The following is a 26,639-nucleotide window of genomic DNA, read 5'->3' on the forward strand; positions in this document are numbered from 1 at the left end:
GTAGTGTGCTACTATGTAAACTCATACTTTTCTAATATTAAACTCTTGAAGCTATGTATTGGTGAGGTATACTCACCAATACAACTTACTCCTTATTAATTTTTATATTTTGCTGAAATTTCTTTACAAGCCGAAATTAACACATCAGTCACTTCATCAGTTAATTTTCCAGCTTTCAAAGTGTCTAGAGTATCTCTATGCTTTGCATTTAGATATTCTATATAATCACTTTCAAATTCCTTTATTTTATTCACAGGAACATCTCTAAGCAAGTTTTTTGACCCAGCATAGATGATTGCAATTTGATCTTCTACAGTATAAGGATCATTCTGTGCTTGTTTTAAGATTTCTACATTACGTTTTCCTTTTTCAATCACATTCAATGTCGCTGCATCAAGATCAGAACCAAACTTAGCAAAAGCTTCTAATTCACGAAACTGTGCTTGATCTAGTTTTAATGTACCTGCTACTTTTTTCATTGATTTAATCTGTGCAGAACCACCCACACGTGATACAGAGATACCTACATTAATCGCAGGACGTACTCCAGAGTTAAATAAATCTGATGTTAAGAATATCTGACCATCTGTAATAGATATTACATTGGTAGGAATATACGCAGATACATCCCCTGCTTGTGTTTCAATAATTGGTAATGCCGTCAATGATCCACCACCTTTTACTTTAGACTTTAAAGAATCAGGAAGATCGTTCATATCTTTTGCAATTGTATCATCTGCAATTACTTTTGCAGAACGCTCTAATAATCTAGAGTGAAGATAGAAAACATCTCCTGGGTATGCTTCACGACCTGGTGGACGACGTAATAAAAGTGATACTTCACGATATGCTACTGCTTGTTTTGATAAATCATCATAGATAATCAATGCAGGACGTCCTGTATCACGGAAATACTCTCCAATTGCCGCACCAGCAAATGGTGCATATACCTGCATAGGTGCAGGGTCAGATGCATTTGCAGCCACTATCGTTGTATATGCTAATGCTCCTTTATCTTCTAATACTTTTGCTATTCCAGCTACTGTTGATGCTTTTTGCCCTATTGCAACATAGATACAATATACTGGCTCACCTGCATCGTAAAATTCTTTTTGATTTAGAATGGTATCAATACAAACAGTTGTTTTTCCTGTTTGACGGTCACCAATTACTAATTCACGTTGCCCTCTACCTATTGGCACCATCGCATCAATAGACTTGATACCTGTTTGTAAAGGCTCATTTACTGGCTGACGAAAAACAACACCTGGTGCTTTACGTTCTAATGGCATTTCAAAAGTTTCACCTTCGATTGCACCTTTACCATCAATAGGGTTACCTAATGTATCCACTACTCGCCCTACGATTCCTTCTCCAACATTGATAGATGCAATACGCTGTGTACGTTTTACTGTTGCACCTTCTCTAACTTCTGTTGAAGAACCTAAAAGTACTACCCCAACATTATCTTCTTCAAGGTTAAGAACGATACCTTCTAAACCAGAATCAAATTGTACTAATTCTCCGTATTGAGCATTAGACAATCCGTACACTCTGGCGATACCATCACCTACTTGTAATACAGTACCTACTTCTTCTAGTGAAGCCGTAGCCTCAAATCCAGATAATTGTTGTTTTAATATTGCTGATACTTCAGCAGGATTCACTTCTGCCATTTTATAATAGTTTGAAAGAAAGAGCTTGAATACTCTTTCTCATATTATTAAATTTATATTTTAAAACGTATGTATTTAATTACTTAATTCTCTTCTTAAGTTTGTAAGCTTGTTTGCGATACTAGCATTGTATTGCAAATCACCCACTCGTAGAATAAATCCACCAATGATGCTTTCATCTACTACATTCTCGATAGTAGCTTCATTACCTGTAAGCTCTTTTATCTTAGCCAAAACTTTGGAATTCATCTCCTCATCCAAAGGTATTGCTGTAGTAACTTTTGCTATTTGAGTATTATTAAGTTGATCGTGTAAAATAGTATATTGTTTTGCCACTTCTGCCAATATAGCTACTCTCTTATTATCAATTAACACATCAAAAAGCTTTTGTGTAATCTCGTTTGTATTTTTAAAAATCTCTTGCAATGAAGCAAGTTTGATTTCATTTTTAATCAACGGACTACTTAATACCATTCTGAGTTCAGCGCTATCACCAACTGTAGTGATAATACCTTGCATATCCTTCTGAACATCATCGGCTATATTTTTATCTTGAGCCAAGCTCAAGATTGCCTTAGCATAACGTATTGCTGCTCTACTCATTTAGTTTAGTTTAAAGTAACATCTTCTAACATAGTTTCAACCAATTCTAATTGCTTGTCTTTGCCAGATAATTCTTTTCTTACTACTTTCTCTGCAATTTCAACAGAAAGGCCTGCCACCTGATTTTTGAGATCTGCAATTGCTGCTTTCTTCTCACTAGCAATAGTTGCTTGTGCTTTTGCAACGATCTTATCAGCTTCAGCTTGCGCTTCTACTTTTGCATCAGTAATCATATTTTCTTTAAGCTCTTTAGCTTCTTTAAGCATGCTATCACGTTCTGCTCTTGCTTCGTTTAGGATTCTTTCATTATCCGCCTGAAGGTTTTGCATTTCTTTCTTAGCTTCTGCTGCTGCATCCAATGCTCCTTGAATTCCATCCTCACGGTCTTGTAGACTATTTAAAATAGGTTTCCAAGCAAATTTTCTCATTAATAAAATAAGAATCAATAAGATGATTGCCTGCATAAAAAACAATCCGGGAGAAAAATCATTTAATAACTGATCCATTGTGTACTAATTATTATCTTTTATATATTCTTGTTTAATTACTTGTAAACATTTCCTGCAACCAACCGTTGCAGGAAAATGTTTGTTTTGTCTAGGATTACTTCCCTAAGATTAATGCTCCAAAAGCCAAACCTTCTAAAAGTGCTCCGATGATAATCATTGCAGTTTGAATCTTTCCAGCTGCTTCTGGCTGACGAGCAATACCTTCCATTGCTTTTCCACCAATTTGACCTAATCCGATTCCTCCTCCGATTACGATTAATCCTGCTCCAATTAAATTGTACATACTATTGATTTATATAATTAAACAAATTCTTTTTCTATATTAATGGTGATCATGTTCTGCTACAGCCATACCTATAAACAATGATGATAACATTGTAAAGATAAAGGCTTGCAAAAACGCTACTAATATTTCTATAACAGAGATAAACAATGTTAATATTAAAGAAATACCTGTTGATCCTACTGCACCAAACTGAGCTTTTAACAAAATCATTAACCCTATCAAACTCATTACCACAAAGTGCCCTGCCGTAATATTAGCAAAAAGACGAATCAACAATGAGAAAGGTTTGGTTAACATCCCTAACACCTCAATTGGCATTAAAATAATTTTCATTGGCACAGGTACTCCTGGCATCCAGAAAATATGTTTCCAATATTCTTTATTACCGCTAAACTGCACAATAAAGAATGTAAACAACGCCAAGCATACTGTTACCGCAATATTACCGGTAACATTAAAACCTAGTGGTGTCAACCCTAACAGATTCAAAATCCAAATAAAGAAAAATACAGTCAACAAAAAGCCCATATATTTTCTATATTTCTTTTCTCCTATATTAGGTCTTGCAATTTCATCTCTTACATAAATAACTAATGGCTCTAAAACTCTTGCAAACCCAGAAGGGATTGGCCCTTTTTTATACCCTCTAGCCAATGCAGAGAACAACAACAACATAAGCAAACCAGCAAATAACATTCCTACTACACTCTTTGTAATAGAAAAGTCTAATGGTTTTGCATTTGTTGGATGATCATGATCATCTAGTGTAATTGTACCTTCGGCATCAGTTTTATAAACCTTACCGTGGTATAACTTATAATAGCTACCTCCTACTTCTGCAACGCTTTCTCCATGGTGAAATTTTGAAGACATAAATGTCTTAATTCCTCCATCCCACAAAATAACTGGAAGCGGAAATCCATAATGGGTTCCTGTTTCTCCGTCTGTGTAAAAAATAAAATCGTGAGAATCTTGTAAGTGATGCCTAATATAAGCGTCAATTTCTTCTTTGGTATCAATAGGATTACCCTTTGATTTATGTTGCTCATCTCCTGATGAAGCCCATACTACCGTACCTGTAAACATAAGCAGCAATATCATTGCGTACTTGAGAGATCTTTGAAATACTTTCATTTCCTAAATTCTGATGTTTTTATATGCCGTCTGAATTTGGGTGCAAAAGTACATTATTAATTAGTAATAATCGTATAGAGTTTTAGTTTTTTTCTGTTTTTATAGGAATGTCTATAATGATGATGAATTATCAGAAAATATTTTAAGTAGTCTAGATACAATATAAACCAGAACAATGGAGTAAATTATATATAAAATAAGAAAAATCAATCGACTAGGCATTGATTTTGGGTCATCTAGCCATTCTAGCTTATATATAAACAATCCTGCGATAATCATTTTTGCCATTAATAATCCTAAAAAAACAAATCCAGTATTTTTGGGACTAATTTTATAAACTATCAATGAAGACCCGTAAACGAAGAGGGTTGCTATGAGTAGAAACAAATGTTGCTTGTGAATAAAACTCTTAAAAGAGGGTTCAATATAACTTGCAATAACAAAATTATGTATGCAATATAAAATAATACTTGTAGCAATTAGAATTACTAAGGGTTTGATAACTGTTTTATATACCATTGAATAATAACAATAAAGTGTAGGTTATGGCAAAGATACTATTTTGCATAACCTACACTTATTATTTAGATTCTTTTATTACTTGCCAAATCACTGATGTTATTGCCAAAAAAACGGCACCCATACCTACCCATTTGCTATAGAATGGCACTTGATGTCCTAATTTTTCGTCTAGATAGATTCCAAGGTAATGCCCACCAACTATGATAGCCATCATTTGGATTCCTATTGTGGTGAATTTAGCAAATTTTCTAAGCTGATTTCCCCTGTCCTTGCGCTGTTTGCGGTTGTCCTGATTTTTGCTCACTAGGCTTACTCAAAGATTTCACACCACCTTTCATAGAACAAGATGCATTAAAGTTTGCTCCTGGCTCAACGGCTAGCTTACCTACGGTAACTTCACCTTCTATATGTGCTGTTGGTTTTAAAGATAGTGTATTTGTCACATTAAGATTACCAGAAAATTTACCTTCAAAGTCAGCATCAGAGCATTCTAATGTTCCTTGTATAAATCCAGATTGTCCAACAACTACTTTACCCGTTGTTTTAAATGTTCCTTCTATGGTACCTTCTATCCTAAAACCTCCTTCAGAGATTATATCACCTACGATCTTGGTTCCTTCTGAAATTTTGTTCTGATTACGAGAGAAATCGGTTGAACTACCTTGGTCTCTTCCTTTTTTGTTGTCTGAAAACATAATATAGTTATTATATTAAAGGGGGTTAATTTATTCTGTTTCTTCTATTTCGAGTCCTTTTTGATCATAGTCTTTCAGGTTCTTATGAATCTGAACTATCCTATAATTTGGCGAAGCAATTGTAAAATAGGAATTCTCTACTTTTTCGTGGTATTTCTTTTTTCTATCCCATTTTGTTAAATCTACTCCCCTGGTATCTTCTGTCTTACCAAGTGACAGCAACTCTCCCAGTCCTTCTGCTACTAGTCTATTACCATTTGTATGCACAACTACAAATTGCTCATCTTTAGTATACACATCTAGCGAAACTTTCATTTTATCATACCTTAATTCTTTAATAATTGCCTCGATATTCTCTTTTAGAGCTTGCGCTTGATTCTCTCCAAAGGTAGAGAAAGTATAAACTAATTTATGATTATCTAACTCATCTGTAGCAGTCAAAAATACATTGTCTTGTATTTGAGGGATCGTGATTTGATAAATCATCTGTGCTTTTTTACCCTCTGGGCTTTGGGGATAATTTAGTGACACATAATTGAGAGCTTCTTTATAAGCCTGAAATCCTCTATACCTACCTATCGCCTGCGCTTTAAGCAACTCAAATTTTGGTAAATAATCTTCATCACCTCCAAATTTTATAATCATTCTATCACTATCTCTTATGACAGATGCATATTGCTGATTTTGAAAATCTCTATACAACTTATTATATATAGATTTTGAACTATTCTGGTCATCCTCTAATTCCTGATTAGGGTTCTGAAGGATTTTTGCATACCTAGATTCTCCATGATTATTCATAATATCCTGCATATATTCATTAGATTTTAAGGTATTACCTTGCAACACATAAATCTTATATAGGTTGTATTTTGAAGGAACAATCAAACGTTCTTCGGGATCATTTGTCAATAAACCTTCAAATTTATCGATAGCTAAGCCATACTCCTGAAATTTTTCTTTATAAATCACCCCTAATTGATAGTATGCAAAGTTACGATCAGTCTTTAAACTATCTAGAATAACTGGATCAGATGGTAATTGAGCTACATATGTTTGAGGATCAAATGCTGGGTCTTTATCTATCGAATATTCTTCTTTCTTTTTCTCCTCTACCGTAGAAACGGCACTTGGATTTGCAATACTTGAGACCCTCCAATTGTCTTGCAACTCACGATTACCGTATGTTCTTTTAAAAGCTGTTTTACCATAAGCCACTATGGTTTGATTATAAAAATAAAACGTTCCTTCTCCTGCATTTGGCCCTTTGGTAGCAGTTGTAAAACCCGACCCTGGTTGTCTATATCGCTGCTCTGCGGGTAATTCTCCTTTTATTCTGGCTATCTCTGCCGCTTTTTCTGCCTCAATAGCTTTGTTCTTGAGCTTGTCTGTATATGCTGCATAATAGGCTGTTCTCTCTTCTGGAGACATTGCTACTACAGTAAGAATACTATCATTGGTTCTGGCAATCCCTTCATATAAAATAACATCCTCGAGATTATCTCGTTTTTTCTTTAATACCCTATATCTTTTTGAATTTACTACCATCCTCTGTAGTGTACTATCATAATATGCACCAGAAACAGCGTATTCTTTTCTATCAAAACTTATATCTCCTAGTGTATAATAATTGATTGACTCCAGATATTTATCTGTAGATTTTGTACGTAATGATTTATTATAATACTCTATTGCCAAGTCAGTAGAATCCAAGGTTTTGAAGTAGACTGCTTTTTGATTGTATATTTTATCTAGAAACGGTCTGTTTTCTCTATTTTTTTCTAGATCTGTCAATAATTCTAGAAACTCCTCTTTATTACCATTCTCATAATTAAAATTTCTTGCCTTGGCCATATAGGCATTCATCATATATTTTCTGGGTGTCCTTCGGTTTAGATCTATAACCTGATCAAAGGCATAGTTTGCGCTATCTTTATACCCTAATTCATTGAGCAATTGCCCCTTTATATATAGATACCTACCCCTTTCTTCATTTTTTTTGGTATGTACTGCGGCTTTAGTAATATAGGTAACAGCAGTGTCTTTTTTTTCTAGGTTTATATATGCTTGAGCCATCATTGCAACTGCATCTGCATAATCCTGAGGTTTCATAAACTCCTGTTCTATCATCCTGTTTAAATCCTCTATAGCCTTATCATTATTATCCAAACGAAGATTTGTTTTGGCTCTCCAAACTTTAGCATGATTAATTGTATTACTAGTTGGATACTTATAAAGGATATAATTAAATGCTTCTAAGGCGGGAACAAAACGTTGCTCAAAATAGCGGGCTTTACCTAATAATAAAAAAGCTTCATCAATTTTAGGATTACGCTCCTTATTATCAATAAGCATACTATGCCTTTGTATTGCTTTTACTGCTTTTTCTTCTGCTCTGTCAAAATTTTGATTTAGAACTTCATTGGGAAGCCTTACATCCTCACTTACAATCATACGCTCTACTGGTAGTAACTCCCAGAAGTTATCATTGTATGACTGAATAATGTCTTCTTTACCTTTATCAAATGCCAAACGGCCATTGTATAGGGTATTATTTTTTGTGGTAAGATCATGCCATGCACGATTTACAAACTTGTTTTTCTTACGAGAACAAGCCAACCCTACCATAACTAAAAGTAACACTAAGGAGATTTGTGATATTTTTTTTCCCAAACCAGATATTTTTATAAGTGTGATAACTAAAAAACTAGCTTTTTAGTGTGTTTACTTTGCATAAAAACAGAATATACAGGGTAAAAATACATTTCTTTCAGTAAAAAACGGGTTATTAACATATTTTTCTATGTGTAATTATTGTTTTTAGGAGCATTGTTTGACTTATTAACAATAGAAACATCTTTTTTATACCATTCCTAATTGCTATTTCTACTTAAAAATTATTATACCTAATTAAATCTAAAACTCAGAGGAAGCTATTCTTGTGTTGCAAATATTCATGCTACTTATAGAACTGACATAGAATATCAGTTTTGTGGTAGCATAAAAATCCCCACCAATGAATATCGTGATGTTTTTACTGGTTTTCTGTAAGGTGTAAATAGATAAGGTATCTAACACAATCAAGAGAGTCTAAATAATGTTATCAAAGAAAATAATTTGTTATATGTCACGTTATTTAGAAAATCGCAATTATTCCCATTAACCAAAATTATGTTTTAGAAAATCTATTACATAATTTGGGATTATATAAATATTATTTGATAACTTCATTGTCATATTTATTTACACAAATCAATTAGACTCACACCTTGAGTGTCTATAAATGTTTAAGGTAAAACCTCTTAAAACTCTTATTATGAAATCAAAATTGTTAAAACTAGGGAAAGTACTTAACAAAAAACAACAGCAAAGCATTACTGGCGGTGCTCACAGACCTTGTACCAGTCATAGGGATTGCCCTGGTGGACAAGGATGTTGTTATGCTACAGAGTTATGCTTTTTGGATTCTTATCCTGGTTTACAACCTGGTGGCACTTGCTGGAGTTAATCATGTAATACTAATTATATTTTGACCACAGCAGTAGCATTCTTTTTTTGTGCCTACTTCAAAACGAAAATAGTTTAAAACAATTAGGGTATTGAACTCATTTTTTTCTATACTCTACTCTGTCTATATACTATAATCATTCATTTTTTTCTCATGAAGTGATTTCTATTGCTTTGATTTTAGTAAAAAAATAAATAGAAACCTCATCTTTGGTTTCCATTTTTGAGAAGCAAAATTTATATTTTACTCTCTAATTTTACTATAAAATCAAGCTACTTTTATTGCATTTACTATTTTTGTCAAAAATTAAAGAAATAAGACCTTTGACAATCAATCATGGGAGTTGTTTAACTTCATGATTTGATGATTCAAATCTAATATTTTAGAAAAATTACAATGTCAGATTTCCATAAACTATCTATCAGCACTATCACTAGAGAAACCTCTCTCGCAGTTTCAATAACCTTTGATGTTCCGCAGGCTTTAAAAGACACCTACTCCTTTACCGCTGGACAATACATCACTATAAAAACAGAGGTGCAAGGAAAAGAAGTAAGAAGGGCCTACTCTATTTGCAGTGCTCCCCAATGTGATACCCTCAAAGTAACAGTAAAAGAAATACCCAACGGTACTTTTTCTACCATTGCTAATAATGAATTGAAAGAAGGTGATATACTAGAGGTACATCCACCACAAGGTAATTTTTTGCTCACAACCAATTCCCAAGTACAAAAAACCTATGGAGCCTTTACTGCAGGTAGTGGAATTACCCCAATAATGAGTATGATCAAAGCTGTTTTAAAGCAAGAACCCAATAGTCGCTTTGTATTGGTATATGGTAATAAGACACCACAAGAAACTATTTTTTATAAAGAGCTATCAGAATTACAAGAACAGTATGCTGACCGTTTATTTATAGAATTTGTTTATAGTAGAAGCCACGAGGATAATGCTCATTTTGGAAGAATAGAAAAACCAACCATAAATTATATTTTAAAAAACAAATATAAAGATCTTTCCTTCTCCTCATTTTACCTTTGTGGTCCCGAGGAAATGATTGATACTGTTTCTTCTATACTATCAGAAAATGGCACTCCAAAAGAAGATATTCATTTTGAATTATTTACCAGTAGTGCAGAAACCGTAGAAATAGACACCAATCTAGATGGTAAATCCAATATAACCATATTGGTGGATGATGAGGAATTCTGTTTTACCATGGATCAGAAAAAAACCATTTTAGATGCCGCTCTAGAAGAGGATATCGATGCTCCTTATTCCTGCCAAGGAGGTGTTTGTAGTTCTTGTATTTGTAAAATTACGATTGGTACTGCTGTGATGGAAAAAAACAGTATTCTCACCGATACTGAAATTGCAGAAGGATTCGTTTTAGCATGTATGGCACACCCTACTACTGCAACTATTACTGTTGATTTTGATGATGTATAAACAATTCTAGAATATCGAAATCTCTCACAGGGGTTCGCTAGAAATGGTTTCTAAAAAGAAATTTTTATCTTGTTACATAACAATAACCATATTCTAGAAATGACAAATAGATTTACTCCTATTTCTTATGATAAATTTGGAAATGTTAATGAATTGAAAGTAGAATATTTCAATAATAACACTGAATTTTTCACTAAATTAGTGGTTGATATACTACTCAAACGGGCCTCATACCTCATAAATAAACCGTTAGTTGCAAGCTACAAATGTCCATAGAAGAACCTAAAATGAAGTAACGAAAAATATGTCAATAGTCAAAATAGGAATATTAACCGTAAGCGATAGAGCCAATGCGGGTATTTATGAAGATCTAAGTGGAAAAGCAATTATAAATACTCTAAATGATTATTTAACTTCAAAATGGAAAGAAGTATATAAAATAGTGCCAGATGAACAAGAAATTATTGAACAGGCCCTTGTCCAAATGGTTGATCATGAAAAATGTTGTCTAGTGATTACAACTGGTGGCACAGGCCCTTCTAGAAGAGATGTTACACCAGAAGCAACTGAAAATGTGTGTGATAGAATGATGCCTGGCTTTGGAGAACTTATGAGGGCAGAATCTTTAAAATTCGTACCGACCGCAATTCTTTCAAGACAGACTGCTGGACTCAGAGGTACTAGTTTAATTATTAATCTGCCTGGAAAACCAAAATCAATCAGAGAATGTTTAGATGCAGTTTTTCCTGCTGTTCCATATTGTATTGACCTAATGGATGGACCATTCTTAAAATGCAATGAAGATGTAATTAAGCCATTCAGGCCAAAGAAAAAATTAAAACCCACAACTAGTCGAGTAGATAGCCCTCCCCATGATTGAGGAGAGTATGATTTTCATACCATCATATAAACTGGTCTTTTAACGGTTGATAAGCCATCTTCTCATCGCCTTTTATTGTACTTTAAGCATGGACTATTTCGTAAAGCTCCTTGGGGGTGAATTTCTTGTTCAGTCCTTACTTGTGAGACGTTTCTATTCTCAATTCATTCCCTAATAAGTATCATAACTTCTCCAGAACTAACTTGTAGCTCTAGAGATCTTCCTAAATAAAGATATTTTCTTTTATTTGATCTCTACCACACCTACTGAAGAACTCATCATTTCTGATTTTAAAGTAATCTTTATACCTATCTATCAATATTTTAACCTTATCCCCCAGAGATTTGCACCCTCTAGATGAATTATATATCTTAGGTAACTAAAAAATAACAATACCGTGTACATATAAAACCTTAACTGCCTTAAAAATCAGTTTAATCAAACCATTGCACATCACAAAAACTACACACTATTAGCATGCAAACTAAAACACATTAAATCATACATAATGATTCAAAAAAACAGTATTCTACTACTAGTAATATGTCTAATCATTGGGAGCTGCTCAAAAAAACAACCACAAGAACAAAAACATTTTGTTGAAGAAAACGGCACAATTCATGTTCCTTCATTTATTTTACCAGAATCACAGTTCTTAAGTGATGAAAGCAAGAGTATTCTAAAAGAACACCGTGCTTATAAAATCAAAGCGTTGAATGAAATGCAACGTGCTTGTCCTTCTCCAAAAAAAGGAGCCAGTCTTAAGGAAAGAAAACAACACAGAGAATGTTTAGCCTCTCACTTTTATACGACACCATTATACAAAAAAACCATTGAGAGATATCCTGTTGATATTAAAATCGATACCATAAATGGGGTTTACACTGAAGTATTTATGCCTAAAGAAGGTACTACAAAAGAAAACCAAAACAAGGTTTTAATCAGTTTACATTCTGGTGCATTTCAATTTGACTCTCGAACAGCAAGCAGGATAGAGTCCATTCCTATTGCAGCCCTAAGTGGGATAAAAGTGATTAGTATTGACTATAGAATGGGACCAGAACATCAATTTCCTGCAGCTAGTGAAGATGTTACTACTGTATACAAATCTTTATTAGAAAAATATAAACCACAAAATATTGGCATTTATGGAACAGCAGCTGGTGCGCAATTGGTTTCACAAGCATTGGCATGGTTTCAGAAAGAAAACCTTCCGAGTCCTGGCGCTGTAGGAATGATCGGCATGGCAGCAGCCCAGCCAAGACCAAAAACAGATACAATGCACATTGTTTCTGCCATAGAAGGACATCACGGAATCGCTCCTTTCACTGTTTTTGAGCCTTACTATGGATCTGATCCAGATTTTGACGACCCTCTTTTAGTCCCATTAAATTCTAAGAAAATACTTTCAAAATTCCCACCATCTTTGCTCATTGTTTCAACTCGTGATTTTCATATGAGTTCTGTCATTTACACACATACCCAATTGGTGAAGCTTGGGGTAGAAGCTGATCTACATGTATGGGAAGGTGTAGGGCATGTATTTACAGAGAATGTTGAATTACCAGAATCTAAAGAAGCCTTTAATGTAATCGTTAATTTCTTCAAAAAACATTTGTATCAATAGTAAGTACATTTAAGAATTAAGATGTATGGTTCTATTGTAACAAGTAAGAACTCTAAACTGAGTAAAAAGAAAAAGTATGTATAACACAATACTCTATAAAAATGTATTAAAACACATCATACAAGAAACATACTACACTATTGACACGGACTAAAATACATACCACAAAGAAACTTCAAAAATTGATTAAAAAATTTATTTCAATCAATAAGAATGAGCAATGCGGAAAACTTGGAAAGTGGAACGCTACTATTTTCTATGTAGATCGAAAAAAATGTTGGTTGCTCACAAATGGATTGACAAAATACAATGTAATCTTGACAGATATAAAAGCGATTGACTTAAAAAACATTGAATCCATCTTTAAAAACGCATTTTACACCCAACTAATGTATGATGGAATAATAACGGAGTTTGAAAACATAGAGTCAATTATTGGCAATATAGATTTCTTACCAACCGATAATGACCGAAGCACTACTGGATTTCAAAATCAGAGACTTTACGAATTGGATTTGTGGAAATATAGTTACGGAAAATTAGAAAATATGCCCATTAACGATTTAACAAACAGAATGAATACAAGCCCCATTCATATTGGCAAAGGACAAAAAATGTCAGACTATACCAATTCGATTAGAGAAATAAAAAAAATTATGACCAAATAACATAGAGCATCTAATATCAAGGTTTCACCATTGATTAACAACCAACAACAACTACTTAAAGCATTCCTTGACCAATTTAGGATTCATAAATGAAAAAAATAATAGTATTTTTATTCTTACTATAAATAAGTATAAGTGCTATGGTGGCTGTATTTTATTGTTACACACGGTTATGAAAAACTTTATATTAATATTAATTCTGTTATTCTCAGCCGAGACTTATGCTCAAAAGTCTAACCTTGCAATATTTGATAATCTTGTAGGAAAAGCATGGAAAGCAGATGGAAATTGGGGAGATGGAAAAAAATTCAAACAAGAAATTCGATTTGATTATTCCTTGGATAGTACACTAGTCATTGCAAAATCTATTGGATTCATCAATAAAGAACAAACTGAATTAGGACTGAGAAATCACGGAATAAGACAGTATGATAAAATTACTGAAAGCATAAAATTTTGGGAATTTGATATTTTCGGTGGACTGACCAAAGGAAACGTTTTTTCTGAAGGTAAAAATATCGTATATCAATATATTTATGGAACTTCGACTGTAACAGATATGTGGGAATATATTGATGAATCAACTTATAATTTTAAAGTTGGAAATTATGAAAAGGGAGAATGGAAACAATTATATCTAAGTACTCAATTCAAAGTAGTTAAATAAAAAACAACTACTGCAATCACCTATAACCATCACTACGTAACACATTGCCAAGCTATCTCAAATAATGAAATACAAATGGGTGAAATAATTATGGAAATCTTTTTAGAATGGGTTATTGGTGGAATCTGGGGTATGTTGAATATGATGTATGATTGGATTAAAGGGTTGATTTTCGGTATTCCAAAAAACGAAGTAGAAAGAAAAAGAATTGAAAAAAAATGGCTTTACAAAAAAGTAGCCTTAAAAAAGCAACTCGATAATAGAATTGAAATTGGTACAACTGGAACTGTTATAGAATTGATTGATAACAAAACTGCTTTTATAGAATTTTATGATAAACAAGGAGAGCTTATTGAAATTGACAATGAATTAATGTTTAAAATAAAATTGAAGAATATAAAACTGAAAAAATAACGTATTACAATCGTCTATACCTGTTCAATAACCTCCATTGCGCCTCACACACCACCCACCATAAAAGTCTGGTAAATCAAACACACAACGAGTAACTATAAATATTCACCAGCATTAATCTTTACAGTTACTTCTTACAATAAGTATGATAAAAAATAATAGTATTTTTATTGTTGTAAGTAATTTAAAAAAAACAAAATCAATCGAATTTAATATGTTTAGCTTTTTAAAAAAGAAAAAAGATTTGCCAGAATTTGACTTTATTAAGTCATACTCTGAAAAGGAAAAATATTTTGTTCGAGTAAAAAAATGGAATTGGTTAAATCCTGAACAAATCTCTTTGTTAGAAAAAGACTCTAACGGAAAAATAAAAATGACTACAATAGAATATTGGCATCAAGAAATGTTCCTAGATGCTGATGGACAAAAAACAATTTCAGAATATTTAGATATTTTAATTAAGCAATTTAGAGATAGTAAAATGGAAATTCCGTCCGACTTAGATAAGTTTATGGTGGAAACACTTTTGAGCTTAAAAACTGACTTAAAAGCTATTGAATATAGTGATTTACCGACTGAAATTAAAACTGAATACAAAAATCCAATAAATTAATTAAAGATTGGAACTGATATTAATGAACTTTCAAGAGTTGGATCCTAAAACCATAAATCAAACCAGTTTAAAAAACTATTAGAGAATGATAATCATTTATAAAAATCGTGGGATTTTGATTCCCGTATATTTTTTCGTCTCGGTTTTAGGAACAATAACCTTAAATGAGCTACTGAAAGAATATATCGGAGTTTTTTTTCTAATCAATATGATTTTCAAATTGTTTTAGGAGTTAGTTTATTAATCTCTTTCATCTGGACATATTTTACAAGCTATGATTATATAGAAATCGATGGAGAAAAACAAAGGATTGAAATGAATAACCATTTTTTTTATATTTCAAATAGACTTTGGAGTTACATATTCCTAGGTGCTTCAATTTTAGTATTAGCAGGAGGCATTATTGAAACTATAAATAAATAATACATGAATTCAAAGCAAAATTTAGTACTAGATTAAAAAGTCATTTCCTTTTTGTAGTTCGTCCTAAATTTTTATAAATCGAATAAGAAACAAAAACAGTACGGATTAATCGATTGATTCGTGCATACTTGTTTTACTCCAATTCATATATTTGTTAATTTGTTATATTGTATCTTATAAAAAAGAACACCTATGCAATCTAACAAATTAGAAATAAAAACGAAGAACCATTAATAATTCTAAACAAACATCAATGAATACATCCAGAAAGATCCCAGTTGTCATCCTTAATGGATTTCTTGGATCAGGCAAAACAACACTGTTTAGAAACTTTTTATCTCAATCAAAAAAAAAGAACATACCTGTTTGTGCCATTGTAAATGATATGAGCGAACTGGATGTAGACGGTGAATTATTAGGAAACACTGATGCGGTTGAAGAAGATAACAGTATCTTAGAATCCATTCACTCCTGCGTGCTAAGTAGCAAAAAAGGGATAGAAAAACTTGATCAAGCAATTCAAAAATTGCTCTCAAATCAAAATCCAGAATTGATCATTATTGAAACCTCTGGAAGCTGTCACCCTATGCCACTTGTAGAATATTTCAAGGAACAGTCAAAAGTTAAACTTATTGGAGTATTTGCCCTTGTAGACAGCTTAATGCTAAGTCATGACTTCAACTATGGCGAAACTCTAATCCCCAGGCTGCAAAACAACCTGAAGACTGGAAAACGAGATACCGTGAACTTGTTGGTCGAACAAATCATGTTCTGCAGTCACCTATTTCTTACCAAGAGTGATCGAATAGAAGAAGATAAACTACCACATATCGCATCATTCATTCAAAACATAAATCCCTATGTTTCTACACACTCGGTACTCTTTGGTAAACTAGGCATTGAATCGTTGTTTGAACTTCAAGAGTACGACTACTTTAAAGTCGCTCAGTTAGTTGAGGAATTAAAACCTGTTTTAGCATCTGAAGAGCAAGAAGATAGACCTTATAATTTAGCAACCAGAGTAATAAAAGATGATCGTCCATTTCATCCACAACGTCTGTGGAACATTTGTCATGAGTACCTAGATCGAAGGATCTATCGAAGTAAAGGGTTTTTCTGGCTCGCAAGCCGAGATAAATATTCAATGCTCTGGAATCAAGTAGCTGGCGGAATTAATTTGGAGATAATTGGATCTTGGCGATCAGGAATTGTTGAAGATGAAAACCACGGTCTTTCTGAAATGGAAATAACTATGCTTAAGGAAATGTTAGCAAAAGAATCTGGACGTTTTGGTGATCGTCATTGCGATCTAACCGTTATTGGAGACGAATCACAAGTAGATCGATTTACTGATGCTTTAGAATCTTGTTTTCTTTCTGATAAAGAGATAGCACTTTGGAGTGCTGGTCATCAATTTGAAGACCCATGGCCAAAAAACATAGTAAAGATGGTAAATTAAGTGCTTAAATGAAAATGAATTGTATAAATTTAAGATCAATTATTATATAAAAAATAGTGTGTAGACATACATTTCTTTTCATATACATAAACCTTATGTGTCATACAACAAACCCTCTTTAATGAACAAAGTCACAAAAAATATTTTAAAATACCTTATTGAATTAATCATTGTAACGTTTGGTGTTTTTTTAGGAGTTTATTTTAGCAATATAAATGCAGAAAACAAGACCAAAGCAGACAAAGAAAAAATGCTAGAAATAATTGTTAAGGAATTAGAGTATAATCAAGAATTGCTGAAAGAGTACATTGATTATCACGAAGAGTTAAAAATCCAAATTGACAGTATAGTTCCTTCTTTAAGAGATGAAAATAGATTTTCACCTTTGGCAATAGATAATAAATTTCAATTCAATAAAATTAAAGGATGGAAAGGGTTTCAATTTGCTAGGCTACAAAAAACGGCATTTGAAGGGGCTAAAATTAGTGGAATACTTAAAGAATTTGATATTGAACTAATTCAAAAAATATCGAGTTCTTATGAATTACAAGATACTTATATTGATTTTGGGACATCAATTTTAAACAAAGCAATAGATATGAATTCATCTACAAAAGTTATTGATGTGATAGGTATAATAACATTAACAACATCTGACTTACTTAATATGGAAAAAGGACTAAGTCAAGGATTAGAAAAAACCATCGCAGAATTAAAAACACTACGCAATAACTAAGCAAATAGAGTGGTAAGTACTCAATTTAAAAGCCAGATTGTGTATACAAATGTCGCCAAATATTTTGTTTGGCTTTTACAAAGAAAAAAATAAAACAAAATAAAAAGTTTTGGCTCAGGCAAAACCAAAAGTTCAGTAATTTTAATTCCCGTACCAACCATAGGCGAGATCGTTGTATCTCATTCACCACACTTTAAAATAAAGATTAATTCATATTGATAACATCAAAAAAAATAAAAAAGAAAACAATACTTCAGAAAAAAGGACAATTCTGCACTAAAATCTATATGGTAAAATCAGGTTTACTGCGCAGTTACACAATCGATAATAAAGGTAAAGAACATATCTTAATGTTTGCGCCAGAAGATTGGATTATAACAGATAATACTCCTCCTGAGCAACCAGGAGAATTATATATTGATGCTCTTGAAGATTCAGAAATTATTATTCTAGAAAAAGGGAAAGAAGACAAAATAGACTTACAAAAGATACTCAATCGATTAAATGCTTTGCAAAAAAGAATCGTAATGATGATGAGTGCTACCGCCATTGAACGATATGAATACTTTATTCATACTTACCCAAATGTTACCCAACGTATACCTCAACTCATGATTGCCTCTTACCTAGGTATTACTCCAGAAGCACTTAGTAAGGTAAAAAGTAATCGTAAAAAATCTATTAAAAATCTTAACCTAGATTAATGCACGGAACCTTTTGAACTTATAATTTTGGATTCCTTAAAAGCTATTAAATCTAATTCATAATGAATAAATGTATTTGGGCAACAAAACATAAACTCGAAGAACAGTACCACGATACAGAATGGGGAATTCCTATTTATGATGACAGGTTATTATTTGAATTCTTAATCTTAGAAGGTGCTCAAGCTGGATTAAGTTGGACAACTGTTTTGGTAAAAAGAGAACACTACAGAAAAGTTTTCGACAATTTTGTTGCGGATAAAATTGCTAAATATGACCAAGCAAAAATTGACAAATTACTAAGTGACCCAGGAATAATAAGAAACAAGCTAAAAATAAATTCTGCAATAACAAATGCCAAGGCTTTTCTTGAAATTCAAAAAGAGTACGGGAGTTTCTCAAAATTTATCTGGGGTTTTGTAAACGAGAAACCTATTCAAAACAAATGGAGAAATTTTGAAGATATTCCTACTAAAACAGAAATTTCAGATTTAATGAGTAAAACCCTTAAGAAAAAAGGATTTAAGTTTATTGGAACAACTATTTGCTATGCTTTTATGCAAGCAGTAGGAATGGTAAATGATCACACAATAGATTGTTTTAGGTACAACGAAATTAAAAATATAAAATGAGTGTTTTAGAGATTGTAAAATGGAAGGCTAAACCGAATGTTTCAGACAAAAAAATGATTGACTCAGTAAATGCAATGGTTCCAGACTTAAAAAAATTGGAAGGGTTTATTAGTCAAACTTTATATAAAGATAAAAATGACTATTGGATTGATATTTATTATTGGGATACAACAGAAAATGCTCATCTTTCTAATGAACTAATGGCTGATAAAGAATCATTAAAGCACCTGCTGGAACTAATCAAACTAGATACTGTAACAATGGATGTTTTAAAGTCATTACAAAAATCAGAATAAACCCTTTTGTAAAGAAATACAATAACATAAGACCATATGAAGCTTTAGAAATGAAAACACCAGCTGTTATTCATTATTTTTATAATAAATCTTTACCAGACAGAATCCCTAATTTTGAGTACGATACTAAATACAAAGTCCTGAAAATAACCAAAAGTGGAGCTATTAGATGTAAATCCTATTCCTAGGTCTATTTAACCACTGCTTTAAAATGTAAACATCTTGCTATTGAAGATATTAGAAATGGTATTTGGAAAGTCTTTTATAGAGATGTATTTTTAGATTTCTTTGAAAAAAAACATCTAAGAAATAAAAAACAATCAACAAGGTTAGAAACTAATTTAGTGTAAACACCTAATCTTTAACTTGTGTAAACTATGTATCTTAACGAACATTAAAAATACTCGTATGAGAAAAATTCACATTTTAAGTATCATCTTCATAATAATTGGATTCCAAGCAAAAGCACAAATATTTGAAGTCGGTTTTGATTCAAGTTTAATACATGAGGATTATTCAGGCAATGTTTTACTTTACCTATCAAAGGAAAATAAATCACCGAAAGATATTTTTGTAGGACTTGAATTAACACCAGTTTTTAGAGTTAAAGTCAAGAATATGAAATCTAATGAAAGTATCATTTTTGATGATAATGCTGTATCATATCCAGTTGAATTATCAAATATTGAACGAGGAGAATATTATGTACAGGCTGTATTCGATTTGAATTTAGGAGATGCCAATATTGGCACTAGTTCTGGAAACTTATATTCTGAACCAATTAAAGTTGATTTGACCAAAGATTTTAAAAAGGTCTTCAAGTTAAAAGCTGATAAGGTTATTCAACCCATTAAGTTTAATGAAACTGAATTTCTAAAAGAATTAAGTGCTAAATCAAATCTTTTAAGTCAATTTCATAATGAAGACATTTTTGTTAATGCAGCAGTTAGCTTACCAAAAGAATACTATGACCAACCTGATAAAAAATATCCAGTCATATTTTCAATTTTTGGTTTCGGGGCAAATTACAAATTACACTCAGGTCAAAATACATTTTTAGAACAGCTAGGGGAGCAACCTACAATTGTCGTTTATTTAGATGGTAATTGCAAAGAGGGGCATTCTACCTATGCCAATAGCGATGTTAACGGCCCTTGGGGAGATGCACTGATAAAGGAGTTTATTCCTTTATTAAAACAAAAATACAGAACTAACGGAGCTTTCTTACTACACGGTCATAGTAGCGGGGGATGGACTTCACTTTGGTTACAAATTAATTACCCAAAAACTTTTGCAGGAGCTTGGGCAAGTGCACCTGACCAAGTAGATTTTAGAAACTATCAAAACAAAAACATTTATAAAACAAACAATATGTTTTATGACGAAAAAGGTAATTTATTAGCTGATGTCACTATAGCAGGTAGATTCCCCCTAATAAGTGCAAAAGATTTTTACAGGACAGAAAATGTGATTTACCGAGGTTCTCAATTACGTTCTTTTGATGCTGTTTTTGGAGGGTTTGATATTGATGGAAATAGAATCAGATTGGTAAATATTCCAAGTGGAGAAATAAATAAGAAAGCGATTCCTCTTTGGAAGAGATATGACCTTTCAATCATTTTAAAAGACAATTGGAGCAATTTAAAAGAAGATCTTGATGGAAAAATCAGAATATCAGTAGGCACAAGTGATAATTTTCATTTACACCACGCCGTCAAACTATTAGATAAAGAAATGAAAAGTATAGATGCTAATATAGAATTTGAATATTATGCAGGTGACCACTTTACCTTATTTACAGAAGAATATAAAAAAGAGGGAACTCAATTTTTATTAAAGAATTATAAAAAATGGTTGAATGAACACCAATAACATATGCCAACAATGGTGGTTGTTTCACAAGTTAACAAAACAAAATATAAACTTTTGGCTCAGTGTTTAATCAAAAGCTTACTTCTTTTAATTCTTGTGCCAATCATAGTCAAGACATTACCACACCTATGAAAAAACATATATTATTAATAACTATATTGGTTACAGGAGGAGTTCTTTCGCAAGAAAAAAAGACAATATTTCAACCTGAATTTGCCCCTTACACTATACAATGTGAAAAAATTGGAAGAACTATAGCTAACAAAAACAGTAGCTCTGATGTATCTGAATGGTATGAAGGAGAAAAATTACAAGAAACAATCTCACAAATCTCAAAACTAGAGTCTGATATAGATACCTCTGAACTGGAAGTTACTTATTATCTAGTTCTTATTAATGAAGAACCCCCAACATACTCATTTCATTTTTTCAATAAAGAAACAAAAGAGGAATTTGGACAATTATCCCTGCTTTTCAAAAATAGAGATAACACTTTGATAGATGAAATAAGATTAGTAGATAAAGCTGGATTAGAAAAAATCAAATCTAAATCTGAAAAAGATTTTGAGTTCAAAAATATTCCTTCACCACCACCGGTTATAAAAAATTAAAACGTGCTGTAACATTCTATATGAAATCAGAGCAAAATTTAGTACTACATCAAGAGGACATTTCTTTTTTGTAGTGGTACTAAGTTTTTATAACTTGAACAAGAAATAAACAACAATCAACAAGTTTAGAAACTAATTTAGTGCAAACACTTAACCTTTAATTTATGTAAAGGATGTGTCTTAACCAACACTAAGAAAAAACGAACTATTAATGAATTATCAGACATTTCAGCCTCATCCAGATTTAGAATCTCTTATTAGTTGTTATTGGACTTTAGAAGTACCTGCTGATAATGATTCGCAAAAACAACGTATTGTTCCTGATGGCTGTATTGAGATGGCTTTTATTCTTGGAGACGACATAAAACGATATACCTCTAAAGATGAATTTATCCTACAACCACGTGCAATGGTGCTGGGACAAACCATTGAACCATTTTATATCGAACCAACAGGATACGTCAATACATTTGCAATCCGATTTTATCCTTATGGGTTTGCCAATTTTGTAGCAGAACCAATTAAAAACCTTGCTAATAAAGAAACACCATTAGAATTATTATTTGAAGAAAAAATCGCCAAGGAACTAGAGCAAAAAATAATCCAAGCCAAAGACGTTAAACAAAGAATAGGAATCATAGAAAAATTTCTCTTAGAAAAGTTAAACGACAAATCAACTGTTGAGAATATTGTAAAAACAACCGTTGATGCTCTTTTGTTGACAAACGGAAACGCACCGATAAAAACGATTCTTAAAGATGACTTGACAAAAAGAAGACAACTTGAGAGAAAGTTTGCAAAACAAATTGGAGTTAGCCCAAAACAATTAGGTAAAGTAATCAGACTACAAACCGCATTAAAAATGTTACTTAATAAAGAGACAGAAAGCCTAACCAATATCGCTTATAAAAGTGAATACTATGACCAAGCACACTTCATTAAAGACTTTAAGGAATTTACAGGAACAAATCCAAAAGAGTTTTTAGCAAATGAAAACATGGCTCTTTCTACTCTTTTCTACAAATAGATTGAGTGTCGCATTTTTACAATTTCAACCTTCATAAATAATCTAATTTTGTATCATTAATTTAAACAGGAAAAAATGAAAAGAATTATACTAAATACTACTGTAATACTTGCCTTTAGTCTTATGGCCTGTAACAATCAAAATAAATCTAATCCAGAAGTACAAAAAGTAGATTCTAACCAAGAGCAAATAACTAATGATATGAAAAGTTTTATTTCCCTTTTTGAAATTCCAGCAACCGATATTTCACGAGCAGTCAATTTTTATCAAGCAATTTTGGATATTAACATTCAGAAAATGGAAATGCCAGGAATGGAAATGGGGATATTTCCATACGAAGGACAAATGGTTACAGGAGTTATAATGAAAACAGAAGGGTACAAACCTTCAGCTGATGGAGTAACCATATATCTAAATGGAGGAAACAACCTTCAAACCATTCTTGATAAGGTCGAAAAAAATGGAGGAAAAATCATTGTTCCAAAAACGGCTCACGCAGATGAAAATGGATTTTTTGCTTTGTTTTTAGATACTGAAGGAAATAAAATCGGTCTAAATTCCCCAAACTAAACCCAGAAAAAGCGAGCACACAGTCAAGTAGACAAATGATAGTTAAACAATCACCTCTATACTCCACCTCCACATATTAAGTATACCTATAATAGGCAACGCCAGTAATTATAATCGTTTTGAGGTGTTATACTGGTTATACTTTGAATTTACTGTAAAAAGAAAATCAACTATTTTTTGTTTATGCAAAGAAGAGAATTTTATTGCGGTAAATTCAAAGTGTAAATGGTATTAATATTAGGATGCTTTTTTGAAACACCGTTTGTTTGCCCCACTGGATAGAAAAGAAAATTTCTTAGCTTTGAGAAAACTAAACGAAACATAACACTTCGCAAACTCCAATTTAAAATCGTAAAAAATGAAGGTTACAGCTGAAAAAAACGAAAAAGTTGCTAATATGATCTTTGCATCTATTTACCCCCTTTATTGGAATAGATTGAAAAAGCATGGTAGAACAAAAGAAGAGTTCCATCAAGTAATAGAGTGGTTAACTGGTTTTGATCAAGATAAACTACAAACACTTATTGCAGAGAAAGTAACATTTAGAACGTTTTTTGAAAAAGCAAAAATCCATCCCAATGCACACATGATTAAAGGAGTTGTTTGTGGTTATAGAATTGAAGAAATAGAAGATCAATTTGAAGTGTATAAACAATGTAGACGTTTAGAGAAATTGATTGATGAATTGGCAAAAGGTCGTAAAATGGAGAAAATTTTGCGACAAGAAAAGAAATAAAAATACGCAGATAGATCAATTGGTTCTTGGCTTTATTGCCTTGCTCCGATTTATATATTTAGTGTTAGCAATTATTAAAATGAATATCAAAAATATATTTGACGAAATAAACGGAGAACGCCAAGAATTAACCAATGAAGCCATTCTTAAATTTCAAACTGAATGGAACCAACCCCTTTCAAATGAAGAATTAAATGATTTAAGGAAAAATGACATTAAACCATCATATTGGAGTGACAAGACCTATGGAGAATGGAAACCAAAAAAGTTTGAAAATTGGGCTTTTCCAGAGGGGACTTTCCCAAAAGAATTCATTGAATTAATTAAGATATATAGTGGTTGTGGTTTTTTAAAAGGAGAAAGAGAATTTAGTGTTTTTGGCCCTAACGATTTGAGAGAAATGAATATAGCTTACCAATTACCAGAATATATAAAAGGAGCTATATCTTTCGGTTTAGATGGCTCGGGAAATCATATAGTATTTGATATGCGTTCAGAAAATAATCATAGTAAATACAAAATATATGGAGTACATTCTGGCTATTTAGAATGGGAAGGAGCTAAATTAATTGCTAATGATTTTTGGGAATTCATTAATGGAACCCAAAACATAGATGAACTTGTAAATGGGTAAAAAACAATCACTAACACCCGTAACCATCACACAAACCCATAATTTTAAAGAAAACAACTTTATTGTAAGCCTCAATACTGTATTCTCACTACTCAATACCAGCTCTATACTATTTTATTAATTTTTTATGAGGATTTTCTACAAAGCGTATGATAAAAAATAATAGTCTTTTTATTCTCAACAATAATTTAACTACAATTGTGAATGTAGAAAATCAGCTGCATCTTTTAATCCTCTATTTCTGAGTATATTCAAAACTTGAAACTCATCCAAATCTGGATTTCTTCTATTTAATACCAGTTCTTTAAAAGCTTTCACTGCCCGCTCTGGATTTAAATCTATAATATCTGTTAAGAAATCATCAGCTGTTTTTGCTGCTAATCCAAAAGAAGCTAAATATTCTTTTGGAAAATCTTTTATGTTATTTGTTACAATAATATTTGCATTTGTCTTAATTGCTGCCGCAAGAACGTGTCTATCTTTAGGATCTGGCAATGTCAAACTACTAATTAACCCAGAATAATTATTAACTAAAGCATCAGGAAACGCTGTATTTGCCCTTTCAGCTCTTTTATTGGCTTCCTCTTCACTAACTCCTTTCCTTGCCATTACATCTTTCCATTCATCAAAAATATGCCCACTCCATTTTGGAGTAAACATATCATAATAGGCAAACCAAAATAGTAAATCCCGAATCTCAATCGGATAAATTACATTAGTATCTAAAACGCATTTAAATCTTACACTATGAATCATACAACCCTAATTCTTCATCTGCCTTCATTATATCTATAATATTTTGTTTCTGAATTTTCTTCATTCTCTTTTTATAATTCATAACATCTTCAAACTTAATCCTTCTATGTTTACCAACTTTAGTATACTCTATTTCTCCACCTTCAAGTAGTTTAACTAAATGAGGTCTTGAGCAACCTATAATCTCAGCAGCCTTTTGGGTTGTAACTTCTGTTGCAACTGGAACTAATGAAAATGACTTTCCTTGACTCATTGTCTTTAATATTTCACCCAAAAATTTTAAAGCACTTAAAGGAATTTTAATTCTCTCTTGAGTCTCTTCAATTTCAATCTCTGGATTTTCTGATTTCAATTGTTCAATCACAGAAACCAAAGCATCATAGGATTCCATTGCTAACTTTTGCTCATCTTTTGAAGCCTTATTGATTTTTTTATAAGTTTCCATTGTCGCTTTTTTAGGTAATTATACACAATAATAAACGAAATAAACGAAACAACCTTACGTCTGATGTTAATTTTTTTTAAAAACTACTACTAACACGGGTAACTGTTGCACGACTCCAAACCTTTCTAGAATCATCCTTTCTGATTTTCTAAACAAACACAACTCACTGATTATTAATACTAATTATTTAGGGTTTCGTTCAAGATTTTAGTTTTTTATCAAAAAAGATAGTTGTGCAACAGTCACATTATATATGAAATCAGAGCAATTTAGTGTTAGATCAAAAGGTTATTTCCTTTTTGCAAATGAGCTAGATTTTTATAAACTAACAAGAAATAAAAATGCGTAGATAGATCAATTGGTTCAGGTATGCTTGCCTTGCTCCAATTCATATATTTGGCGTTAGCAAACAGCTGACTCATTAGTATAAAATTGGTATGATTTTTGAATTTTAAGTAAACAAAATTGTTTATTTAATATAAACGTT

General features: G+C 32.0%; 29 protein-coding genes. 19 read left to right on the plus strand and 10 right to left on the minus strand.

Features of this window, described 5'->3' with window-relative positions; all coding sequences use genetic code 11:
* Nucleotides 1–95: 95 nt before the first annotated feature.
* The 8 genes from atpA to porW all read right to left on the minus strand — a co-directional run bounded on the left by atpA (nucleotide 96) and on the right by porW (nucleotide 8,098).
* Nucleotides 96–1,676: a F0F1 ATP synthase subunit alpha gene (gene atpA, locus DG508_RS18190; RefSeq protein WP_108869508.1), complete on the minus strand. Its 1,581-nt coding sequence runs from the start codon at nucleotides 1,674–1,676 to the stop codon at nucleotides 96–98.
* A gap of 75 nt (nucleotides 1,677–1,751) precedes the next feature.
* Nucleotides 1,752–2,279 carry an ATP synthase F1 subunit delta gene (gene atpH, locus DG508_RS18195; RefSeq protein WP_328515282.1) on the minus strand — a complete coding sequence of 176 codons (528 nt, stop codon included), beginning with the start codon at nucleotides 2,277–2,279 and terminating at the stop codon, nucleotides 1,752–1,754.
* Between the two features lie 5 nt (nucleotides 2,280–2,284).
* Nucleotides 2,285–2,785, minus strand: coding sequence for a F0F1 ATP synthase subunit B (locus tag DG508_RS18200; protein WP_108869509.1), 501 nt, complete (start codon nucleotides 2,783–2,785; stop codon nucleotides 2,285–2,287).
* A 97-nt stretch (nucleotides 2,786–2,882) separates the two neighbouring features.
* Entirely contained in the window at nucleotides 2,883–3,071 is a 189-nt protein-coding gene (atpE, locus tag DG508_RS18205) for an ATP synthase F0 subunit C (protein ID WP_004569351.1), read from the minus strand.
* Between the two features lie 39 nt (nucleotides 3,072–3,110).
* Nucleotides 3,111–4,208 (minus strand): F0F1 ATP synthase subunit A, encoded by a 1,098-nt coding sequence (gene atpB / locus DG508_RS18210; protein WP_108869510.1) that lies wholly within the window; start codon nucleotides 4,206–4,208, stop codon nucleotides 3,111–3,113.
* A 580-nt stretch (nucleotides 4,209–4,788) separates the two neighbouring features.
* Nucleotides 4,789–5,034 (minus strand): AtpZ/AtpI family protein, encoded by a 246-nt coding sequence (locus DG508_RS21395; RefSeq protein ID WP_255412587.1) that lies wholly within the window; start codon nucleotides 5,032–5,034, stop codon nucleotides 4,789–4,791.
* The gene (locus tag DG508_RS18225; RefSeq protein WP_108869512.1) at nucleotides 4,979–5,425 is read right to left on the minus strand and encodes a bactofilin family protein; all 447 of its coding nucleotides are present in this window, start codon (nucleotides 5,423–5,425) and stop codon (nucleotides 4,979–4,981) included. Before DG508_RS18225 ends, DG508_RS21395 begins: the two co-directional genes overlap by 56 nt.
* A gap of 30 nt (nucleotides 5,426–5,455) precedes the next feature.
* Nucleotides 5,456–8,098, minus strand: coding sequence for a type IX secretion system periplasmic lipoprotein PorW/SprE (porW, locus tag DG508_RS18230; protein ID WP_328515283.1), 2,643 nt, complete (start codon nucleotides 8,096–8,098; stop codon nucleotides 5,456–5,458).
* A 643-nt stretch (nucleotides 8,099–8,741) separates the two neighbouring features.
* Between porW and DG508_RS18235 the strand changes: the two genes are divergently transcribed.
* The 19 genes from DG508_RS18235 to DG508_RS18325 all read left to right on the plus strand — a co-directional run bounded on the left by DG508_RS18235 (nucleotide 8,742) and on the right by DG508_RS18325 (nucleotide 24,951).
* Nucleotides 8,742–8,933: a hypothetical protein gene (locus DG508_RS18235; RefSeq protein ID WP_159090919.1), complete on the plus strand. Its 192-nt coding sequence runs from the start codon at nucleotides 8,742–8,744 to the stop codon at nucleotides 8,931–8,933.
* A gap of 396 nt (nucleotides 8,934–9,329) precedes the next feature.
* Nucleotides 9,330–10,382 (plus strand): ferredoxin--NADP reductase, encoded by a 1,053-nt coding sequence (locus DG508_RS18240; RefSeq protein WP_108869515.1) that lies wholly within the window; start codon nucleotides 9,330–9,332, stop codon nucleotides 10,380–10,382.
* Nucleotides 10,383–10,686: 304 nt separating this feature from the next.
* Entirely contained in the window at nucleotides 10,687–11,262 is a 576-nt protein-coding gene (gene mog / locus DG508_RS18245) for a molybdopterin adenylyltransferase (protein ID WP_108869516.1), read from the plus strand.
* Nucleotides 11,263–11,770: 508 nt separating this feature from the next.
* Nucleotides 11,771–12,889, plus strand: a complete 1,119-nt coding sequence (locus DG508_RS18250) for an alpha/beta hydrolase (protein WP_108869517.1) — start codon at nucleotides 11,771–11,773, stop codon at nucleotides 12,887–12,889.
* Nucleotides 12,890–13,029: 140 nt separating this feature from the next.
* A complete protein-coding gene (locus DG508_RS18255; protein ID WP_108869518.1) occupies nucleotides 13,030–13,557 on the plus strand; it encodes a DUF6933 domain-containing protein in 528 nt (175 codons plus the stop codon).
* Nucleotides 13,558–13,729: 172 nt separating this feature from the next.
* Nucleotides 13,730–14,224 (plus strand): hypothetical protein, encoded by a 495-nt coding sequence (locus tag DG508_RS18260; RefSeq protein ID WP_108869519.1) that lies wholly within the window; start codon nucleotides 13,730–13,732, stop codon nucleotides 14,222–14,224.
* A gap of 75 nt (nucleotides 14,225–14,299) precedes the next feature.
* On the plus strand, nucleotides 14,300–14,638 hold the full coding sequence (locus DG508_RS18265; protein WP_108869520.1) for a hypothetical protein: 339 nt from the start codon (nucleotides 14,300–14,302) through the stop codon (nucleotides 14,636–14,638).
* Nucleotides 14,639–14,783: 145 nt separating this feature from the next.
* Complete coding sequence (locus tag DG508_RS18270) at nucleotides 14,784–15,251, plus strand: hypothetical protein (protein ID WP_108869521.1); 468 nt, start codon at nucleotides 14,784–14,786, stop codon at nucleotides 15,249–15,251.
* Nucleotides 15,252–15,927: 676 nt separating this feature from the next.
* The gene (locus DG508_RS18275; RefSeq protein ID WP_108869522.1) at nucleotides 15,928–17,133 is read left to right on the plus strand and encodes a CobW family GTP-binding protein; all 1,206 of its coding nucleotides are present in this window, start codon (nucleotides 15,928–15,930) and stop codon (nucleotides 17,131–17,133) included.
* A 121-nt stretch (nucleotides 17,134–17,254) separates the two neighbouring features.
* Nucleotides 17,255–17,869, plus strand: a complete 615-nt coding sequence (locus DG508_RS18280; RefSeq protein ID WP_108869523.1) for a hypothetical protein — start codon at nucleotides 17,255–17,257, stop codon at nucleotides 17,867–17,869.
* Nucleotides 17,870–18,084: 215 nt separating this feature from the next.
* Nucleotides 18,085–18,573, plus strand: coding sequence for a Crp/Fnr family transcriptional regulator (locus DG508_RS18285; RefSeq protein ID WP_234859278.1), 489 nt, complete (start codon nucleotides 18,085–18,087; stop codon nucleotides 18,571–18,573).
* Nucleotides 18,574–18,635: 62 nt separating this feature from the next.
* Nucleotides 18,636–19,205, plus strand: a complete 570-nt coding sequence (locus DG508_RS18290; protein WP_108869524.1) for a DNA-3-methyladenine glycosylase I — start codon at nucleotides 18,636–18,638, stop codon at nucleotides 19,203–19,205.
* Nucleotides 19,202–19,501 (plus strand): hypothetical protein, encoded by a 300-nt coding sequence (locus DG508_RS18295; RefSeq protein WP_108869525.1) that lies wholly within the window; start codon nucleotides 19,202–19,204, stop codon nucleotides 19,499–19,501. Before DG508_RS18290 ends, DG508_RS18295 begins: the two co-directional genes overlap by 4 nt.
* A gap of 408 nt (nucleotides 19,502–19,909) precedes the next feature.
* Nucleotides 19,910–21,373 (plus strand): alpha/beta hydrolase-fold protein, encoded by a 1,464-nt coding sequence (locus DG508_RS18300; RefSeq protein ID WP_108869526.1) that lies wholly within the window; start codon nucleotides 19,910–19,912, stop codon nucleotides 21,371–21,373.
* A 128-nt stretch (nucleotides 21,374–21,501) separates the two neighbouring features.
* Nucleotides 21,502–21,984 carry a hypothetical protein gene (locus tag DG508_RS18305; RefSeq protein ID WP_159090920.1) on the plus strand — a complete coding sequence of 161 codons (483 nt, stop codon included), beginning with the start codon at nucleotides 21,502–21,504 and terminating at the stop codon, nucleotides 21,982–21,984.
* 211 nt (nucleotides 21,985–22,195) lie between these two features.
* A complete protein-coding gene (locus DG508_RS18310; RefSeq protein WP_108869528.1) occupies nucleotides 22,196–23,011 on the plus strand; it encodes an AraC family transcriptional regulator in 816 nt (271 codons plus the stop codon).
* Nucleotides 23,012–23,086: 75 nt separating this feature from the next.
* Complete coding sequence (locus tag DG508_RS18315) at nucleotides 23,087–23,581, plus strand: VOC family protein (RefSeq protein ID WP_108869529.1); 495 nt, start codon at nucleotides 23,087–23,089, stop codon at nucleotides 23,579–23,581.
* 358 nt (nucleotides 23,582–23,939) lie between these two features.
* Complete coding sequence (locus DG508_RS18320) at nucleotides 23,940–24,317, plus strand: DUF2200 domain-containing protein (RefSeq protein WP_108869530.1); 378 nt, start codon at nucleotides 23,940–23,942, stop codon at nucleotides 24,315–24,317.
* Between the two features lie 79 nt (nucleotides 24,318–24,396).
* Complete coding sequence (locus tag DG508_RS18325; protein ID WP_108869531.1) at nucleotides 24,397–24,951, plus strand: SMI1/KNR4 family protein; 555 nt, start codon at nucleotides 24,397–24,399, stop codon at nucleotides 24,949–24,951.
* 192 nt (nucleotides 24,952–25,143) lie between these two features.
* On the opposite strand, the gene DG508_RS18330 is transcribed toward DG508_RS18325, so the two are convergent.
* Together DG508_RS18330 and DG508_RS18335 are read right to left on the minus strand one after the other, a co-directional pair.
* Complete coding sequence (locus DG508_RS18330) at nucleotides 25,144–25,707, minus strand: PIN domain-containing protein (RefSeq protein ID WP_108869532.1); 564 nt, start codon at nucleotides 25,705–25,707, stop codon at nucleotides 25,144–25,146.
* Nucleotides 25,697–26,152, minus strand: coding sequence for a helix-turn-helix domain-containing protein (locus DG508_RS18335; protein WP_108869533.1), 456 nt, complete (start codon nucleotides 26,150–26,152; stop codon nucleotides 25,697–25,699). Before DG508_RS18335 ends, DG508_RS18330 begins: the two co-directional genes overlap by 11 nt.
* Nucleotides 26,153–26,639 lie beyond the last annotated feature (487 nt).

It is taken from the genome of Aquimarina aquimarini, assembly GCF_900299535.1.
Classification (GTDB): Bacteria; Bacteroidota; Bacteroidia; order Flavobacteriales; family Flavobacteriaceae; genus Aquimarina; species Aquimarina aquimarini.

What these genes read in the sequence shown, in the direction of transcription:
- DG508_RS18275 (WP_108869522.1), top strand. Translation starts at nt 15,928, where the DNA reads ATGAATACATCCAGAAAGATCCCAGTTGTCATCCTTAATGGATTTCTT.
- DG508_RS18300 (WP_108869526.1), top strand. Translation starts at nt 19,910, where the DNA reads ATGAGAAAAATTCACATTTTAAGTATCATCTTCATAATAATTGGATTC.
- DG508_RS18310 (WP_108869528.1), top strand. Translation starts at nt 22,196, where the DNA reads ATGAATTATCAGACATTTCAGCCTCATCCAGATTTAGAATCTCTTATT.
- mog (WP_108869516.1), top strand. Translation starts at nt 10,687, where the DNA reads ATGTCAATAGTCAAAATAGGAATATTAACCGTAAGCGATAGAGCCAAT.
- DG508_RS18240 (WP_108869515.1), top strand. Translation starts at nt 9,330, where the DNA reads ATGTCAGATTTCCATAAACTATCTATCAGCACTATCACTAGAGAAACC.
- DG508_RS18280 (WP_108869523.1), top strand. Translation starts at nt 17,255, where the DNA reads ATGAACAAAGTCACAAAAAATATTTTAAAATACCTTATTGAATTAATC.
- DG508_RS18265 (WP_108869520.1), top strand. Translation starts at nt 14,300, where the DNA reads ATGGGTGAAATAATTATGGAAATCTTTTTAGAATGGGTTATTGGTGGA.
- atpB (WP_108869510.1), bottom strand. Translation starts at nt 4,208, where the DNA reads ATGAAAGTATTTCAAAGATCTCTCAAGTACGCAATGATATTGCTGCTT.
- DG508_RS18325 (WP_108869531.1), top strand. Translation starts at nt 24,397, where the DNA reads ATGAATATCAAAAATATATTTGACGAAATAAACGGAGAACGCCAAGAA.
- DG508_RS18260 (WP_108869519.1), top strand. Translation starts at nt 13,730, where the DNA reads ATGAAAAACTTTATATTAATATTAATTCTGTTATTCTCAGCCGAGACT.
- atpH (WP_328515282.1), bottom strand. Translation starts at nt 2,279, where the DNA reads ATGAGTAGAGCAGCAATACGTTATGCTAAGGCAATCTTGAGCTTGGCT.
- DG508_RS18305 (WP_159090920.1), top strand. Translation starts at nt 21,502, where the DNA reads ATGAAAAAACATATATTATTAATAACTATATTGGTTACAGGAGGAGTT.
- DG508_RS18250 (WP_108869517.1), top strand. Translation starts at nt 11,771, where the DNA reads ATGATTCAAAAAAACAGTATTCTACTACTAGTAATATGTCTAATCATT.
- atpA (WP_108869508.1), bottom strand. Translation starts at nt 1,676, where the DNA reads ATGGCAGAAGTGAATCCTGCTGAAGTATCAGCAATATTAAAACAACAA.
- atpE (WP_004569351.1), bottom strand. Translation starts at nt 3,071, where the DNA reads ATGTACAATTTAATTGGAGCAGGATTAATCGTAATCGGAGGAGGAATC.
- DG508_RS18315 (WP_108869529.1), top strand. Translation starts at nt 23,087, where the DNA reads ATGAAAAGAATTATACTAAATACTACTGTAATACTTGCCTTTAGTCTT.
- DG508_RS18320 (WP_108869530.1), top strand. Translation starts at nt 23,940, where the DNA reads ATGAAGGTTACAGCTGAAAAAAACGAAAAAGTTGCTAATATGATCTTT.
- DG508_RS18335 (WP_108869533.1), bottom strand. Translation starts at nt 26,152, where the DNA reads ATGGAAACTTATAAAAAAATCAATAAGGCTTCAAAAGATGAGCAAAAG.
- DG508_RS18330 (WP_108869532.1), bottom strand. Translation starts at nt 25,707, where the DNA reads ATGATTCATAGTGTAAGATTTAAATGCGTTTTAGATACTAATGTAATT.
- DG508_RS18295 (WP_108869525.1), top strand. Translation starts at nt 19,202, where the DNA reads ATGAGTGTTTTAGAGATTGTAAAATGGAAGGCTAAACCGAATGTTTCA.
- DG508_RS18200 (WP_108869509.1), bottom strand. Translation starts at nt 2,785, where the DNA reads ATGGATCAGTTATTAAATGATTTTTCTCCCGGATTGTTTTTTATGCAG.
- DG508_RS18270 (WP_108869521.1), top strand. Translation starts at nt 14,784, where the DNA reads ATGATAAAAAATAATAGTATTTTTATTGTTGTAAGTAATTTAAAAAAA.
- DG508_RS18235 (WP_159090919.1), top strand. Translation starts at nt 8,742, where the DNA reads ATGAAATCAAAATTGTTAAAACTAGGGAAAGTACTTAACAAAAAACAA.
- DG508_RS18290 (WP_108869524.1), top strand. Translation starts at nt 18,636, where the DNA reads ATGAATAAATGTATTTGGGCAACAAAACATAAACTCGAAGAACAGTAC.
- DG508_RS18225 (WP_108869512.1), bottom strand. Translation starts at nt 5,425, where the DNA reads ATGTTTTCAGACAACAAAAAAGGAAGAGACCAAGGTAGTTCAACCGAT.